General features: G+C 72.5%; 13 protein-coding genes. 7 read left to right on the top strand and 6 right to left on the bottom strand.

Translation table 11 applies throughout. The features are described from left to right. Window positions 1–90: 90 nt before the first annotated feature. Window positions 91–1,671: a methylmalonyl-CoA mutase gene (locus tag ACGFMP_RS21045; protein ID WP_393674247.1), complete on the bottom strand. Its 1,581-nt coding sequence runs from the start codon at window positions 1,669–1,671 to the stop codon at window positions 91–93. A 254-nt stretch (window positions 1,672–1,925) separates the two neighbouring features. On the opposite strand from ACGFMP_RS21045, the gene ACGFMP_RS21040 reads away from it, so the two are divergent. Next, the gene (locus tag ACGFMP_RS21040; RefSeq protein ID WP_393674246.1) at window positions 1,926–2,843 is read left to right on the top strand and encodes a L,D-transpeptidase family protein; all 918 of its coding nucleotides are present in this window, start codon (window positions 1,926–1,928) and stop codon (window positions 2,841–2,843) included. A 156-nt stretch (window positions 2,844–2,999) separates the two neighbouring features. On the opposite strand, the gene ACGFMP_RS21035 is transcribed toward ACGFMP_RS21040, so the two are convergent. Both ACGFMP_RS21035 and ACGFMP_RS21030 read right to left on the bottom strand, forming a co-directional pair. After that, entirely contained in the window at window positions 3,000–3,821 is an 822-nt protein-coding gene (locus ACGFMP_RS21035; protein ID WP_393674245.1) for a hypothetical protein, read from the bottom strand. 9 nt (window positions 3,822–3,830) lie between these two features. After that, window positions 3,831–4,520 (bottom strand): RNA polymerase sigma factor, encoded by a 690-nt coding sequence (locus ACGFMP_RS21030; RefSeq protein WP_393674243.1) that lies wholly within the window; start codon window positions 4,518–4,520, stop codon window positions 3,831–3,833. A 278-nt stretch (window positions 4,521–4,798) separates the two neighbouring features. Between ACGFMP_RS21030 and ACGFMP_RS21025 the strand changes: the two genes are divergently transcribed. The 5 genes from ACGFMP_RS21025 to ACGFMP_RS21005 are packed head-to-tail and all read left to right on the top strand — an operon-like array spanning window position 4,799 to window position 9,046. Further along, window positions 4,799–5,560: a 2-oxo-4-hydroxy-4-carboxy-5-ureidoimidazoline decarboxylase gene (locus tag ACGFMP_RS21025; protein WP_393674242.1), complete on the top strand. Its 762-nt coding sequence runs from the start codon at window positions 4,799–4,801 to the stop codon at window positions 5,558–5,560. A 50-nt stretch (window positions 5,561–5,610) separates the two neighbouring features. Further along, window positions 5,611–5,991: a succinate dehydrogenase, cytochrome b556 subunit gene (gene sdhC, locus ACGFMP_RS21020; protein ID WP_393674241.1), complete on the top strand. Its 381-nt coding sequence runs from the start codon at window positions 5,611–5,613 to the stop codon at window positions 5,989–5,991. A gap of 7 nt (window positions 5,992–5,998) precedes the next feature. Beyond that, window positions 5,999–6,478: a succinate dehydrogenase hydrophobic membrane anchor subunit gene (locus tag ACGFMP_RS21015; protein WP_393674240.1), complete on the top strand. Its 480-nt coding sequence runs from the start codon at window positions 5,999–6,001 to the stop codon at window positions 6,476–6,478. Between the two features lie 28 nt (window positions 6,479–6,506). Then, entirely contained in the window at window positions 6,507–8,264 is a 1,758-nt protein-coding gene (sdhA, locus tag ACGFMP_RS21010; protein WP_393674239.1) for a succinate dehydrogenase flavoprotein subunit, read from the top strand. Beyond that, window positions 8,264–9,046, top strand: coding sequence for a succinate dehydrogenase iron-sulfur subunit (locus ACGFMP_RS21005; RefSeq protein WP_393674238.1), 783 nt, complete (start codon window positions 8,264–8,266; stop codon window positions 9,044–9,046). The genes sdhA and ACGFMP_RS21005 overlap by 1 nt, the downstream gene beginning before the upstream one ends. Window positions 9,047–9,200: 154 nt before the next feature. Here ACGFMP_RS21005 and ACGFMP_RS21000 read toward each other — a convergent pair whose 3' ends face one another. Further along, window positions 9,201–10,238 (bottom strand): phosphotransferase family protein, encoded by a 1,038-nt coding sequence (locus ACGFMP_RS21000; protein WP_393674237.1) that lies wholly within the window; start codon window positions 10,236–10,238, stop codon window positions 9,201–9,203. A gap of 191 nt (window positions 10,239–10,429) precedes the next feature. On the opposite strand from ACGFMP_RS21000, the gene tsaA reads away from it, so the two are divergent. After that, window positions 10,430–10,834, top strand: a complete 405-nt coding sequence (gene tsaA / locus ACGFMP_RS20995) for a tRNA (N6-threonylcarbamoyladenosine(37)-N6)-methyltransferase TrmO (protein ID WP_393674236.1) — start codon at window positions 10,430–10,432, stop codon at window positions 10,832–10,834. Between the two features lie 9 nt (window positions 10,835–10,843). Here the strand turns inward: tsaA and ACGFMP_RS20990 are convergent, their stop codons facing one another. Both ACGFMP_RS20990 and ACGFMP_RS20985 read right to left on the bottom strand, forming a co-directional pair. Further along, window positions 10,844–13,291 carry a DUF4132 domain-containing protein gene (locus tag ACGFMP_RS20990; protein WP_393674234.1) on the bottom strand — a complete coding sequence of 816 codons (2,448 nt, stop codon included), beginning with the start codon at window positions 13,289–13,291 and terminating at the stop codon, window positions 10,844–10,846. Continuing rightward, window positions 13,291–13,683, bottom strand: a complete 393-nt coding sequence (locus ACGFMP_RS20985; RefSeq protein ID WP_393674233.1) for a hypothetical protein — start codon at window positions 13,681–13,683, stop codon at window positions 13,291–13,293. The genes ACGFMP_RS20990 and ACGFMP_RS20985 overlap by 1 nt, the downstream gene beginning before the upstream one ends. Between the last annotated feature and the right edge of the window lie 43 nt (window positions 13,684–13,726).

Below are 13,726 nucleotides of genomic sequence, written 5' to 3'. Positions count from 1 at the left end.
AGCCGGGCGACGTTCATCCGACGACCGGACCAACCGACTGCTTCGGTCGGGTGAACGGCAGGCGCCGTACGCCCGTCGGAGCCCGACCGCTCAGAAGGCGTCGGTCGGCACGTACGTGCCCCACACCTCGCGCAACGCGTTGCAGACCTCGCCGACCGTGGCCCGCGCCCTGAGCGCGTCCTTCATCGGGTAGAGCACGTTGTCGCTGCCCGCCGCGGCCTTCCGGAGCGCGTCGAGCGCCGCCTCGACGGCGTCCCCGTCGCGGGCCGCCCGCAGCTTCCCCAGCCGGGCCGCCTGCTGCGCCTCGATCGCCGGGTCCACCCGCAGCGGCTCGTACGGCTCCTCCTCGTCGAGCTTGTAGCGGTTGACGCCGACCACCACCCGCTCGCCCGCGTCGGTCTCCAGGGCGATGCGGTAGGCGTTCCGCTCGATCTCCCCCTTCTGGAAGCCGTGCTCGATGGCGGGGACCGCGCCGCCGAGGTCCTCGACCTTCGCCATCAGCGCGACAGCCGCGGCCTCGACGTCGTCGGTGAGCTTCTCCACCACGTAACTGCCCGCGAAGGGGTCGACGGTGGCGGTGACGTCGGTCTCGTAGGCCAGCACCTGCTGGGTGCGCAGCGCGAGCCTGGCCGACTTGTCGGTGGGCAGCGCGATGGCCTCGTCGAAGGAGTTGGTGTGCAGCGACTGCGTGCCGCCGAACACCGCCGCCAGGCCCTGGACGGCCACCCGCACCAGGTTGACCTCGGGCTGCTGCGCCGTGAGCTGCACACCCGCGGTCTGGGTGTGGAAGCGCAGCATCAGCGACTTGGGATTCTTCGCGCCGAACTCCTCGCGCATCACCCGCGCCCAGATCCGCCGGGCCGCGCGGAATTTCGCGACCTCCTCCAGGATCGTGGTGCGCGACACGAAGAAGAAGGACAGCCGCGGCGCGAAATCGTCCACGTCCATTCCCGCGGCGACCGCGGTACGGACGTATTCGATGCCGTCGGCGAGCGTGAAGGCGATCTCCTGCGCGGGCGAGGCCCCGGCCTCCGCCATGTGGTAGCCCGAGATCGAGATGGTGTTCCACTTCGGGATCTCGGTCCTGCAGTAGGCGAAGATGTCGGCGATCAGCCGCAGCGACGGCTTGGGCGGGAAGATGTACGTCCCCCGCGCGATGTACTCCTTGAGCACGTCGTTCTGGATGGTGCCGGTCAGCCGGTCGGCGGAGACGCCCTGCTCCTCGCCGACGAGCTGGTAGAGCAGCAGCAGCAGGGCGGCGGGCGCGTTGATCGTCATCGAGGTGGACACCTTGTCCAGCGGGATGCCGTCGAAGAGCACCAGCATGTCGTCGATCGAGTCGATGGCGACCCCGACCTTGCCGACCTCGCCGTGCGCGATGGGCGCGTCCGAGTCGTGGCCCATCTGGGTGGGCAGGTCGAAGGCGACCGACAGGCCCATGGTGCCGTTGGCGATGAGCTGCTTGTAGCGCGCGTTCGACTCCGACGCGGTGCCGAAGCCGGCGTACTGCCGCATCGTCCAGGGCCGTCCTGTGTACATCGACGGGTAGACCCCGCGGGTGAACGGGTACCCGCCGGGCTCCCCCAGCTTCTCCGCCGGGTCCCAGTCCCCCAGTGCCTCCGGACCGTAGACCGGCTCGATCGGCAGGCCGCTTTCCGACTCGCGCGTCATGCTTCACGCCTCCGCAATGCTGGTGGGGTGGGATCGAGGGGGGTTCCCGCCACGGACTGTAGCGGCGAGCGTGCACGCGGTGCACCGCTCCGCGCTGGGACCTTCCTCACAGTCCACCCGCGGGCCGCGGCGGATCGGCCGCCGCCCCGCCCGCGGCCCGCTGCCGTTGCGGAGTCTCCACCGGGGGGCCGCAACCGTGCGGGCCGGAAAGATGTCTAGTGGTGCACAAGGGCAGACACAGGGGGATGAGAGTGATGTCGACACGCAGGAACAGGGGAAGACGCCGGGTCTCGGTGACGGTGGCGGCCGCCGGGGCGGCGCTCGCCATGGCGGTGCTCGCCGCGTGCGGCCCGCAGGACACCGGGGCCGACCAGCAGCCGTCGTCGAGCACGACCGCGGCAGGCACCACGGAACCGGCCACCACGAGCGCGGCCCCGGCCACCACGCAGGCGCCGACCACGCCTGCCACCACCGCGCCCGCCAAGTCCACCAAGCCGGCCGCCCCGAAGACCAAGGCTCCGACCAAGCCGCCGGTCGAGCCGGCCGTGATGAAGGTGGGCACGACCAGCTCCCAGGTGCGCGAACTCCAGGCAAGGCTGGGCCAGCTGCACCTGTTCTCGCAGAATCCGACCGGCTACTACGGCAGCGTCACCCAGCACGCGGTGAGCGACTTCCAGGAGCGGCACGCGCTGGCCTCGACCGGCAGCGTCAGCCAGGCCACCTGGTCCAAGCTGCGGTCGCTGACCCACCAGCCGACCCACAAGGAGCTCTACCCGCCGATCCCGGCGAAGCCGGCCGGCAAGCTGGACGCGCGCTGCATGACCGGCCGCGCGCTGTGCATCAGCAAGACCAGCCGCACCCTGTCATGGGTGGTGAACGGCAAGGTGCAGGCCACCATGGACGTCCGCTTCGGGTCGCAGTACACCCCGACCCGCGAGGGCCTGTTCCACGTGGACTCCAAGAGCCGCGACCACGTCTCGACGATCTACCACACGTCGATGCCGTACGCGATGTTCTTCAGCGGCGGCCAGGCGGTGCACTATTCGTCCGACTTCGCCGCCCGCGGCTACGCGGGGGCCTCGCACGGCTGCGTCAACGTCCGGGACAAGGCCGCGATCTCGCGGCTCTTCGACGAGGTGCACGTCGGCGACAAGGTCGTCGTCTACTGGTGAGCGCCCGGCGGCGGTGAGAAGGGAGCGCGACCGGGCAGGGGGAAATGCGCCCGGCCGCGCTCCGTTCCGCCCGACCCCGGTACGGGGAGAACCGGGGTCGAGGGGGCCGATGACCAGTCGGCCTTACTCCCTACAGCGCACGGACCGTCAGAAGTGTCACCTGCCCGGCGCACGTGACGCCGAGTGCCGCCCGGGGCGGATGTGACGCGGGCCGCCGCCGCCGTGCCGCTTGTCCGCCTTGCCGCCCTTGCCGCCTGTTGCGCCCTTGCCGCCCTTCCCGCCGCCGCCCTGCGATGCGGGCCAGTCGGCCTTCCCCCCGGACCTGCCGCCCGGGCAGTGGCCGGGGTGCGTCCGGTGGCAGGAGTGCCCGCGCCCTTCGTGGCCGGCGCCGCGCCGCTGCTCGTCGACGCCGCTGTGGGCCGGCGGTGGCGCGCTGACGCCCCCGTTGATGCGGGGGCCCGCCGTCCACGGCCCTGACGTGCTGCTGTCGGGCGACACCGCCGCCGGGGGCCTGGTGCCCACCGGCGCGTTCCCCGCGCCCTCCCCAGGGGTGAACGACCTGGCGACCGCGGCCATCCCCACCGCCACCCCGCCGAGCGCCAGCGCCGACATGACGGCCGCCGCCATCACCCGGGGCCGCCGCACCGTGAAGGCCGCCCGCAGCGCGGCCAGCGGGCCGCCGCCCTTGCCGCGGGCCCGCCCCACGGCGGCCGTGCGGAAGGCCGCGAGCGCGGCCGCCTCGCGGACCGGGTCGAGCGGCGCGCGCCCGCCGCGGGCCGCGGCGAGCAGCCGGACCAGCCGGTCGGCGGGCACGCTGGGCGGCGCGCAGGACCCGTCACCGGTGAGCAGGATCTCCGCGGTGCGCGCGTCCGGCCAGCTGCCGGCGCGGGGCACCGGAAGGCACTGGGGCGGGTGGGGGTCGCGGGCCGGGTGGGGCAGGTCCGCGGATGCGGCTTCGCGTCGGGTGTTGTCGCTCATCCCACTTCCTCACAGCGCCTTGGACGCGGAAAACGTGACATCCGCGTGCGGCCGGTCCGTGGGACGCTGCCCCGGGACCGCGCCGGGGGCCTCGCCGTAGGTGTCCCCGTCGCCGTACTGGTCCCCGTGGTCGTACTCCAGGATCTCCGCCAGCCGCCGCAGGCCGCGGTGGGTCGCCATTCGCACCGAGCCGGCGCGTTTGCCGAGCACCCGCGCGGCGCTGGTCGAGTCCAGCCCCATCACCACCCGCAGCAGCACCGCCTCCGCCTGCTCGCGCGGCAGCGCGGCGATGGCGGCGAGCGCCCGGTCGGTGGCGACCGCGTCCAGGGCCTCGCCCGCGGTGTCGGCCCGGTCCGGCAGCTGGATGAGGTCGTCCACGCCGCCGCCGGGCACCGGGCGCCTGCTGCGCGCCCTTATGTGGTCGAGCGCGCGGTTGCGGGCGATCCTGGCCGCCCAGCCGCGTATCGACCCGCTGCCGCAGCGGTAGTTGGGCAGATCGCGGGCGATCTGCAACCAGGCCTCGGACGCCACGTCCTCGGCGTCCACCGGCCCGACCAGGCTGCGGACGTAGTTCAGCAACTGCGGCTGGACAGCCCGGTAGACGGTACGGAACGCGGCGTCGTCGCCCTGCTGGGCCGCGCTGACCGCGGCCTCCAGAGTCTCGTGCGGTTCCACGTCGGGCCCCACCCCCTCGAACACAGGGCCAATCCTGCCTCATGCGCGGCTGTGACACTTTTGCTCTGGGATACGCAGTACAAGTCGGCGGCCGGGGACGCTCCTGTGGGGGGAGGCGGCCCCCGGCCGTCGTCACTCTTCCGTGTGGCCCACAGGAGAGCATCCTCCGCCTGCCCGTGGACCGCCCCCGCCGTGACCGTTTCCGGTGGGACGGAGTGCGGGGCGGCGCCGGGAGACCGGGGCGTATCCGCGTCCGAGCAGGGCGGCAGCGTCAACCGGCGGGTCAGCAGCACTTCGTACGAGTGAAGTTCGCACACCTGCGTGCCTCGTTCGAACCGGCCCCGCCTACAGTGGAGTTCTCCCCCGCCGAATCCGCCGTACGGGGTTCCCGTACGTCCGCCCATCACGCCCCTGGAGCTCCGCTGCTGTCCAGCGACACCGCGTCCGACGCTCCGCCGTCCCCGCTGACGCGGCTCAACGAGGCGCCGGCCACCGCCGCCGAGACGGCGCTGCTGGCCTGCTGCGGCAGCCACAGGTGGGCCCGGCGGATGACCGCCCACCGCCCGTATCCGACCGTCGAGGCGCTGCTGGCCGCGGCGGACGAGGCCGCGTACGACCTGACCTCGGGCGATCTCGCCGAGGCGCTGGCCGGCGAGGCGACCACGGCGCTCACCGACCGCGGCGGCCTGACCGTGCACACCGCGCTGCGCGCCGCCCACGCGCACTACGAGGCGAAATTCGGCCACGCCTTCATCCTCGCCCTCGACGAGCCCACCGCCGCCGACCCGGCCGCGGCCCTCGACGAGACCCTGGCCAGCCTGCGCGAAAGGCTCGGGCACGACGAGGACGAGGAGCGGGTGGTCACCGCGGAGCAGCTGCGCAGGCTCTGCAGGACCCGGCTGATCCGGCTGACCGGGCATACGGACCTGTCCGCGCGGGCATTCGAGGCCGCCGGTTCACCCGACCGTGCGGGATCGATCACACCTGGCCTACCCCGCGGTACTCAGGCCGTATCGCGTCGCTACGATGGCCGGGGCCGGTGGACCGTACCCGGCCGGGCGTGACCGACACCCCTAGCCGGCACCCCTCGCCCCGCTCCCGGAGGGTTTTTTCCGTGCCGGCTGGAACGCTTTACCGCGGCCGGGAAGGCATGTGGTCGTGGGTGGCTCATCGAGTCACCGGTGTCCTCATCTTCTTCTTCCTGTTCGTGCATGTCCTCGACACCGCCCTGGTGCGGGTCTCCCCCGAGGACTACGACAAGGTCGTCTCCACCTACAAGACGCCGATCGTCAGCCTGCTGGAGTACGGCCTCGTCGCCGCGATCCTCTTCCACGCGCTGAACGGACTGCGGATCATCGCCGTCGACTACTGGACCCAGGGCCCGCGCTACCAGAAGCAGATGCTGTGGACCGTGGTCGGCCTGTGGATCCTGCTGATGCTCGGCGCGATCTACCCGGTCCTCGGCCACGCCGCTCGAGTCCTGTTCGGGAGCTGAACGACACATGTCCACTGACATCACCGACGCCGTCGAGCTGACCGGCTCCAGCGTCGCCCCGTACAGCCCGCAGAATCCCGCCCCGGTCATCGAGCCGCCGCGGGCCCGCACCAAGCGCACCCCGCGCAGCAGCCGCACCAACTTCGAGATGTACGGCTGGCTCTTCATGCGGCTGTCCGGTGTGGTCCTCGTCGTGCTGGTGCTCGGCCACCTGCTGATCCAGCTGGTGCTGGACGGCGGTGTGCAGAAGGTCGGTTTCGCCTTCGTCGCGGGCCGCTGGGCGTCGCCGTTCTGGCAGTACTGGGACCTGGCGATGCTCTGGCTCGCGATGCTGCACGGCGGCAACGGTCTGCGGACCGTCATCAACGACTACGCCGAGCAGGCCAACACCCGCGTCTGGCTCAAGACGCTGCTGTTCACCGCAGTGGCGTTCACCATCGTGCTCGGTTCGCTGGTGATCTTCACCTTCGACCCGAACATCCGCTAAGCCAGGGCTGGACAGGGAAAGCGACCCCATGCAGATCCACAAGTACGACACCGTCATCGTCGGCGCGGGCGGCGCCGGTATGCGCGCCGCCATCGAGGCCACCAAGCGCAGCCGCACCGCCGTCCTGACCAAGCTCTACCCGACCCGCTCCCACACCGGCGCCGCCCAGGGCGGCATGGCCGCCGCCCTCGCGAACGTCGAGGAGGACAACTGGGAGTGGCACACCTTCGACACGATCAAGGGCGGCGACTACCTGGTCGACCAGGACGCCGCCGAGATCCTGGCGAAGGAGGCCATCGACGCGGTCCTCGACCTGGAGAAGATGGGCCTGCCGTTCAACCGGACGCCCGAGGGCCGGATCGACCAGCGCCGGTTCGGCGGCCACACCCGCAACCACGGCGAGGCCGCGGTCCGCAGGGCGTGCTACGCCGCCGACCGCACCGGTCACATGATCCTCCAGACGCTTTACCAGAACTGCGTCAAGGAGGGCGTGGAGTTCTTCAACGAGTTCTACGTCCTCGACCAGCTGCTCACCGAGGTCGACGGCGTGCAGCGGTCCGCGGGTGTGGTGGCGTACGAGCTGGCCACCGGCGAGATCCACGTCTTCCAGGCGAAGGCCGTGATCTACGCGTCCGGCGGCACCGGAAAGTTCTTCAAGGTGACCTCCAACGCGCACACCCTCACCGGTGACGGCCAGGCGGCCGTCTACCGCCGCGGGCTGCCGCTGGAGGACATGGAGTTCTTCCAGTTCCACCCGACGGGCATCTGGCGGATGGGCATCCTGCTGACGGAGGGCGCCCGCGGTGAGGGCGGCATCCTCCGCAACAAGGACGGCGAGCGCTTCATGGAGAAGTACGCCCCCGTCATGAAGGACCTCGCCTCGCGCGACGTCGTCTCCCGGGCGATCTACACCGAGATCCGCGAGGGCCGCGGCTGCGGTCCCGAGGGCGACCACGTCTACCTCGACCTGACCCACCTGCCGCCGGAGCAGCTGGACGCGAAGCTGCCGGACATCACCGAGTTCGCGCGCACCTACCTGGGCATCGAGCCGTACACCGACCCGATCCCGATCCAGCCGACCGCGCACTACGCCATGGGCGGCATCCCCACCAACGTCCAGGGCGAGGTGCTGCGCGACAACACCACCGTCGTGCCCGGCCTGTACGCGGCCGGCGAGGTCGCCTGCGTCTCGGTGCACGGCGCCAACCGGCTCGGCACCAACTCGCTGCTCGACATCAACGTCTTCGGCCGCCGCTCCGGCATCGCCGCCGCCGAGTACGCGCACTCCTCGGACTTCGCGCCGCTCCCGGACGACCCGGCCTCGCTCGTCGAGGCCCAGGTCGAGCGGCTGCGCTCGGCCACCGGCAGCGAGCGGGTGTCCGACATCCGGCGCGAGCTCCAGGAGTGCATGGACGCCAACGTGATGGTCTTCCGCACCGAGCAGACCATCAAGACCGCCGTCGAGAAGATCGGCGAGCTGCGCGAGCGCTACCTCAACGTGTCCATCCAGGACAAGGGCAAGCGGTTCAACACCGACCTGCTGGAAGCCGTCGAGCTGGGCAACCTGCTGGACCTCGCCGAGGTCATGGCCGTCTCCGCGCTGGCCCGCAAGGAGTCCCGCGGCGGCCACTACCGCGAGGACTACCCCAACCGCGACGACGTCAACTTCATGCGGCACACGATGGCCTACCGCGAGGTGGACGCCACGAGCGGCGCCGAGTCGATCCGCCTGGACTACAAGCCGGTCGTGCAGACCCGCTACCAGCCGATGGAGCGTAAGTACTGATGAGCACCCCGAACACTCCGACGCTGGACAAGCACTCGTCCGCACTGGACGCCGCGGAGAGCGGTACATCCCACCTGATCACGGTCACCATGCGGGTCCGCCGCTTCAACCCCGAGGTCTCGGCCGAGGCCGCGTGGGTCGACTACCAGCTGCCGATGGACCCCAAGGAGCGCGTCCTCGACGCCCTCCACAAGATCAAGTGGGAGATCGACGGCACCCTCACCTTCCGCCGCTCCTGCGCCCACGGCGTCTGCGGCTCGGACGCGGTCCGCATCAACGGCCGCAACCGCCTCGCGTGCAAGACCCTGATCAAGGACATCAACCCCGAGAAGCCCATCACGGTCGAGCCCATCAAGGGCCTCACCGTGCTCAAGGACCTCGTGGTCGACATGGACCCCTTCTTCCAGGCCTACCGCGACGTGATGCCCTTCCTCATCACGAAGGGCAACGAGCCCACCCGCGAGCGCCTGCAGTCCGCCGAGGACCGCGAGCGCTTCGACGACACCACCAAGTGCATCCTCTGCGCCGCCTGCACCTCGTCCTGCCCGGTCTTCTGGAACGACGGCCAGTACTTCGGTCCCGCGGCCATCGTCAACGCCCACCGCTTCATCTTCGACTCCCGCGACGAGGGCGGTGAGCAGCGCCTGGAGATCCTGAACGACAAGGACGGCGTCTGGCGCTGCCGCACCACCTTCAACTGCACGGACGCCTGCCCGCGCGGCATCGAGGTGACGAAGGCGATCCAGGAGGTCAAGCGGGCGCTGATCACGCGCCGCTTCTGACCCTTCTCCACACCCGAGGCCCGCTCCCCTTCACCGGGGGCGGGCCTTCGGCGTGCCCGCGGCCGGTCCAGAGCGGCTCATGGGCGGCCGTCCACAGCGGCCGGTCCGCACCGGCCGGCTCATGGGCGGCCAGGCGGGCGTGTCGAGGCCCAGCTCACGGGCGGTCGGCGGGGACCGGCCGGAGGGTCGGCCAGCGGGCGAGCATCCGGCCGTGGAGGGCGGCCGTCAGGGTGTGCAGGGCGGGCAGCGCGTCGGAAGCCGCGGTCATACGGGTGACGACGGCCAGGCGGTGGGCGAGGCGCTGGCGGGCGGTCGCGGTACCCCATTGCCAGTCGCGGTCGGGAAGGCGCGCCAGGTGGTCGGCGGACTCGCGGTGGGCGCGCTCGACCAGGGCGTCGCCCCGGATCAGCCAGCCCGCGCACGCGTCGGTCAGGCCGGGGCCGAGGTCGACACCGGTGCCGGTCTCGGCGTGCCAGGCGGCGGCGTAGGCCTGCTCGGCCCGCTCCAGCAGCGGCGCGGCGGCGGCGGTGACGCACCAGCAGGTGGGGAAGCCGATGCGCAGGTAGGCGAGTTCGACCAGGCCGCTGCCCCAGGACGCCTGCTCGAAGTCGATGAATCTGACGCCGCCCGCGGTGTGCAGGTCGTTGCCGGGACACGGGTCGCCGTGCAGCAGAGCCTGCCCAGGTGCCCGGGCGAGGCGGTCGACGAGCGCGTCGAGTTCCGCGGCGGCGCCGGCCGGGACCGGGCTTCCGAGGCGGTCGGCCAGCCGCAGGAAGGCCTCGGCGTCGGCCGCGTCCGGGCCCTTCCAGCGCGGGAGGACATCCGCCACGGCCGGTCCCGCGCAGGCGTGCAGCCGCGCCAGCGCGGTGGCGTAGTCGACGATCCAGTAGGCGCCCGGCCGCCGGTCCTCCACGCGTTCGAGGACCAGGACCCGCTCGGCCGGGTCGGTCCCCAGCAGCGCCGGCACCACGGGCGCCGCGGCCCGCAGCGCGAGCCGCAGTGCGGCCACCTCGCGGGCGTACCGCTGCTCGGCGTCGGGGCCGCCGACGATCTGCTTCACGACCGCGGGCCCGGCGGCCAGTTCGACGCGCCAGACCCGCGAGCGAGGACTGCTGCCCAGCCTGCGGGGCCGCCGGGGCGGCCCCAGTACTTCCCGCAGCGCGTCTCCGAACGGCAGTCGCGAGAGCGGCATGGGTGCCTTCCGTCGGGGGCGGCGGGTCTGCGTCGTGCGTCCCACCGTACCGACACCGCCGGGTGCCGCGCCGAGGGCGGCACCCGGCGGCCGGCGCGAACTCGGCCGTGGCCCCTCCCTGGTGCGGCCGCTCCCCCGGTCCGGGAGACAATCCAGACCCGCAGGTTTCCCGGGCAGAGGATCGTGAGCTTGTGACCGAGTACGCACTGCGCCCCGTCGGGCGCGTCCAGTCGGCGCTGACCGAGCGGGCGGCGGCGCCCAAGCAGGCCGACGAAGGAGCGCCGGACGCCTGGCTGATCCTGGACGAGCGCTACGCGCCCGCCCTGGAAGGCCTCGAGCCCGGCATGGACGTGGTGCTGCTGACCTGGCTCGACCGTGCCGACCGGGACACGCTCACGGTGCGGCCGCGCGGTGACGCCGCCCGCCCGCTCAGCGGTGTCTTCGCCACCCGCGCGCCCGACCGGCCCAACCCGATCGGGCTGCACACCGTCCGCGTCCTGGCCATCGCCGGCACGCACATCCACGTCCGCAGCCTCGAAGCGCTCGACGGCACCCCGGTCCTGGACGTCAAGCCCGTGCTCACCGACGACCGCTGAGCCCGGCCGTCACAACTGGCTGAGGATCGTGCGGTCGGTGATCTCCCTGTCGCGGGACAGCATCAGCGCCTTGCTCAGGATGAGGCTGAGGGTGCGGTCGCCCTCGAAGGGGAGATAGCCGTCGTAGCCGGTGCCCGGCCCGGACTTCGGGACGATGCACAGGTAGCGGTCGTGCGGCGAGATCAGGATGTTGCCCGAGCCGAGGTGGATCCGGTACGTGTGCAGGTCGCCGCGCACGTGCAGGAATCGGCCCTCGACGCTGCACCGGTCGGCTATCGCCAGCCGGGGGACGAGCCGGCTGAGCAGGTCGCGGCGCCCCTGGGCGGTCTGGGTGAGGTCGCCGAAGCCGAAGGACTGCCAGTAGTCGCGGTAGCGCCCCTGCGGGCCGCCGTCCTGCCAGGCGGGGTCGTTCCCCACGCTGGCGACCCCGACGAAGAGGTCGACGTCGCGCAGGACCTCGCTGAGGACCAGCGCGGGCACCTGGTCGAGCGGCAGCCCGTCGGCGGGCGCGCCACCCGAGGGGTGGTGGTAGCCGCCGCCTCCCGCGTAGGCCTGGTTGACCGGCTCGTCCAGCGGGTGGAAGCGGACCTGGTCGGTGGTCAGGTGGCGGAAGCTGCCGGACTCGGTGAGGTCGTCCTCGCCCGCGCCCTCGATCCAGAACTCGGCCCGCAGCCCCCACTGCGGCAGTTCCCGCACCGCGGGCGGGTAGCAGTCGTCCACCGCGAGCCGCAGCTTGCTGGTCCAGCCGCGGACGGCGGCAAGCGACTGGAACTGGTGCTGCCGCAGGATATGCGCGGCAAAGCGGTTGGAGTACGTACGGGTGCCGCGCTCCGCGTCGGTCAGCAGATAGACCTCGCGGTGCGCCTGCTTGAAGGGCTGGGTGATCGCGTGCCGCTCCAGCCAGTCGCGCCACGCGACGACCTCGGCGGGCTCCCGGTCCACCGGGTGCCACAGCTCCACCGTGCTCCCCGCGGGCACGGGCGCGCCCGCGAGCGTGCGCAGCTGTCCCTCGGCGTATCCGCAGGAGCGCCCGTCGACCGTCCAGAGCAGGCGGCGGGCGAGGGTGCCGACCAGCGGGTGGTCCAGGCAGCGCTCCCGCCATGCCTCGTACGCCCACTGCCTGCGGGCGAGGAACTGCCGGTCGAGCCGCTCGGCCTGTGCGGTCAGCATCCGGTCGATGTCCTTCGCGGCGGCCTTGAGCTCGGCGACCTCCTCGGGGTGGTCGCGCCGGACCGCCGCGGGGATGCCCCTGACCTCCTTGCCCGCCGCGTTGCGCCAGCTCAGGACAGTTTTGCCGGCGCGCACCGCCAGCTCGCCGTGCTCATGCCGCAGCAGCCCGACCTCGGTCAGGCCGTAAGCGGGCACCGCCAGCTCCTCGACCTCCTCGCGGCTCAGGCCGAGGGCCGCGGCCCGCGCCTCCAGGGCCAGGTCGAGCTGCTTGAGGGTGCCGCGGAAGGTCACCCGGGAGGCCAGCCTGGCGATCTCGCCGAGCGCGGACCCGCCCTCGCAGCGGGCCAGCGCGAGCACCCCTGCGTTGGCGAGCTTGGGGTTGCGTGGGCCGTGGCCGGGGACCTTGCGCAGCGACATGTCCACCAGCGCGCCCAGCGCCCGCGTGATGGCGGGGTCCGGCGGCAGCAGTGCCAGCAGCCAGGCCAGGCCGCGCAGGGCGTTGGCGTTGAAGGGGTCGAGCAGCGTGTTGGGGTCGGGGCCGTACTCCTGGGGCGCGAAGGGCACAGGCCTCGGGCGCCCGGCCAGGCCGAGCCAGCGCACCGCCTTCTCCTGCACGGCGTCGGCGCCGAGCCGGTCGATCAGCGCCCTGGCGTCCTTCTCCCAGCGGGGGGAGGGCCGGGCGGCGGTCGCGGCGGCGGCCAGCCGCAGCAGCCGCGGCCAGGGGTCGCCGAGCAGGGCCGCGGTGGCCAGCGCGTCGTCCGACCACTCCTCGCCCGCGTTGACCGGCGGATCGGGGAGCCGTCTCAGCAGCGCGGGCAGGCCGTCGGGGGGATACGTGCAGGCCGCGGTCCTGCGCATGACGGCGACGGCGTCGGCGGGCACCGTGCGGCCCGCGGCGATCTCGGCCTCGGCGAGCAGGTCGGGGCGCTTGTGGTCGTGCCAGACGGTGCTGACCCCGGTGAACTCGGCGAGCCGGGCGGCGCGCTCCTCCGGCAGCGGGTCGGCGTCGAGGCCGCGGGCGGCCATGATGGCAAGCAGCAGCAGGGCGTAGCGCGCGTCGTCGGCGGACGGCGGTGTCGCGTCGTGCCGGTCAGAGAGCCGCTCCACCAGTTCGAGCCGCTGCGGGGTCGTCAGCTCCGCGACGCACGCCAGCATCTTCCGGGTGGAACTGTGGTCGAGCATCGGCGGGCTCTGGACGGCGTCGGCCAGCCGGCAGGCGAGCCCCTCGACGTCCCCGGCGGCGGCGAGCCGCCGCACCGCCACCACGTGCTCCCCAGGACTGGCCATCAGCCACCCACCAGCGGAACGAGCTTGAGGAAGACGACCTCGGTGCCCGCGGGCAGGTCGACCTCGTCGTCCAGGTCCTCGACCTGGCGGTCCGCGACCAGCATCAGGAAGCCGTTGCGGCCGAAGGCGTCGAGCGCCAGCTCGCACTGCCGCTCGGGGTCCAGGCGGCGCGGAGTGCGCAACCGGTAGCCGTTGAGCGTGTGTTCGGTGTCGGTGGGCTGGACGAGGCCGTGGAAGACCTCGGGCTGCCGCGCGTTGTACTCCGCCACTTCCCTGAGGACCCGGCGCCTTATCAACTCGCGGGCGCTGAGGCGCTCTTCCGCGAAATCCAGCCCCCAGGAGCCGCGGGTCTCCCCTGATGTCGTCTCGTCGACGAAGGTCACCATTCCCATGACCGCGAGCGTAGGGGCGGCCACTGACAACAGGGGCTCCGGG

The organism is Streptomyces sp. NPDC049040, from assembly GCF_043197715.1.
Lineage (GTDB): Bacteria > Actinomycetota > Actinomycetes > Streptomycetales > Streptomycetaceae > Actinacidiphila.
Note: the sequence above shows the minus strand (reverse complement) of the source record. Positions and strands in the feature narration are given on the sequence as shown.

What these genes read in the sequence shown, in the direction of transcription:
- ACGFMP_RS21035 (WP_393674245.1), bottom strand. Translation starts at nt 3,821, where the DNA reads ATGAGCGACAACACCCGACGCGAAGCCGCATCCGCGGACCTGCCCCAC.
- sdhA (WP_393674239.1), top strand. Translation starts at nt 6,507, where the DNA reads ATGCAGATCCACAAGTACGACACCGTCATCGTCGGCGCGGGCGGCGCC.
- ACGFMP_RS20985 (WP_393674233.1), bottom strand. Translation starts at nt 13,683, where the DNA reads ATGGGAATGGTGACCTTCGTCGACGAGACGACATCAGGGGAGACCCGC.
- ACGFMP_RS21045 (WP_393674247.1), bottom strand. Translation starts at nt 1,671, where the DNA reads ATGACGCGCGAGTCGGAAAGCGGCCTGCCGATCGAGCCGGTCTACGGT.
- ACGFMP_RS21040 (WP_393674246.1), top strand. Translation starts at nt 1,926, where the DNA reads ATGTCGACACGCAGGAACAGGGGAAGACGCCGGGTCTCGGTGACGGTG.
- ACGFMP_RS21000 (WP_393674237.1), bottom strand. Translation starts at nt 10,238, where the DNA reads ATGCCGCTCTCGCGACTGCCGTTCGGAGACGCGCTGCGGGAAGTACTG.
- ACGFMP_RS20990 (WP_393674234.1), bottom strand. Translation starts at nt 13,291, where the DNA reads ATGGCCAGTCCTGGGGAGCACGTGGTGGCGGTGCGGCGGCTCGCCGCC.
- ACGFMP_RS21015 (WP_393674240.1), top strand. Translation starts at nt 5,999, where the DNA reads ATGTCCACTGACATCACCGACGCCGTCGAGCTGACCGGCTCCAGCGTC.
- ACGFMP_RS21005 (WP_393674238.1), top strand. Translation starts at nt 8,264, where the DNA reads ATGAGCACCCCGAACACTCCGACGCTGGACAAGCACTCGTCCGCACTG.